We start from the raw sequence: 208 nt of genomic DNA, 5'->3' as shown, positions 1-208 counted from the left end.
GATTTAACGCTTTTAAATGGCGATTAAATACCATTTATAAAGAGTTTGATCCTGGCTCAGGACGAACGCTGGCGGCGCGCCTAACACATGCAAGTCGAACGGAGTCAAGAGGAGCTTGCTTTTCTTGACTTAGTGGCGAACGGGTGAGTAACGCGTGAGTAACCTGCCCTGGAGTGGGGGACAACAGTTGGAAACGACTGCTAATACC

Annotated in this window: 1 rRNA gene; it reads left to right on the top strand. The window is 49.0% G+C overall.

What is annotated here, in order from left to right:
- Positions 1-33: 33 nt before the first annotated feature.
- Positions 34-208: ribosomal RNA gene (locus GPK89_RS16870) — 16S ribosomal RNA — on the top strand; the annotation flags it as partial.

The organism is Gemmiger formicilis (genome assembly GCF_018784445.1).
Lineage (GTDB): Bacteria > Bacillota > Clostridia > Oscillospirales > Ruminococcaceae > Gemmiger.
Note: the sequence above shows the minus strand (reverse complement) of the source record. Positions and strands in the feature narration are given on the sequence as shown.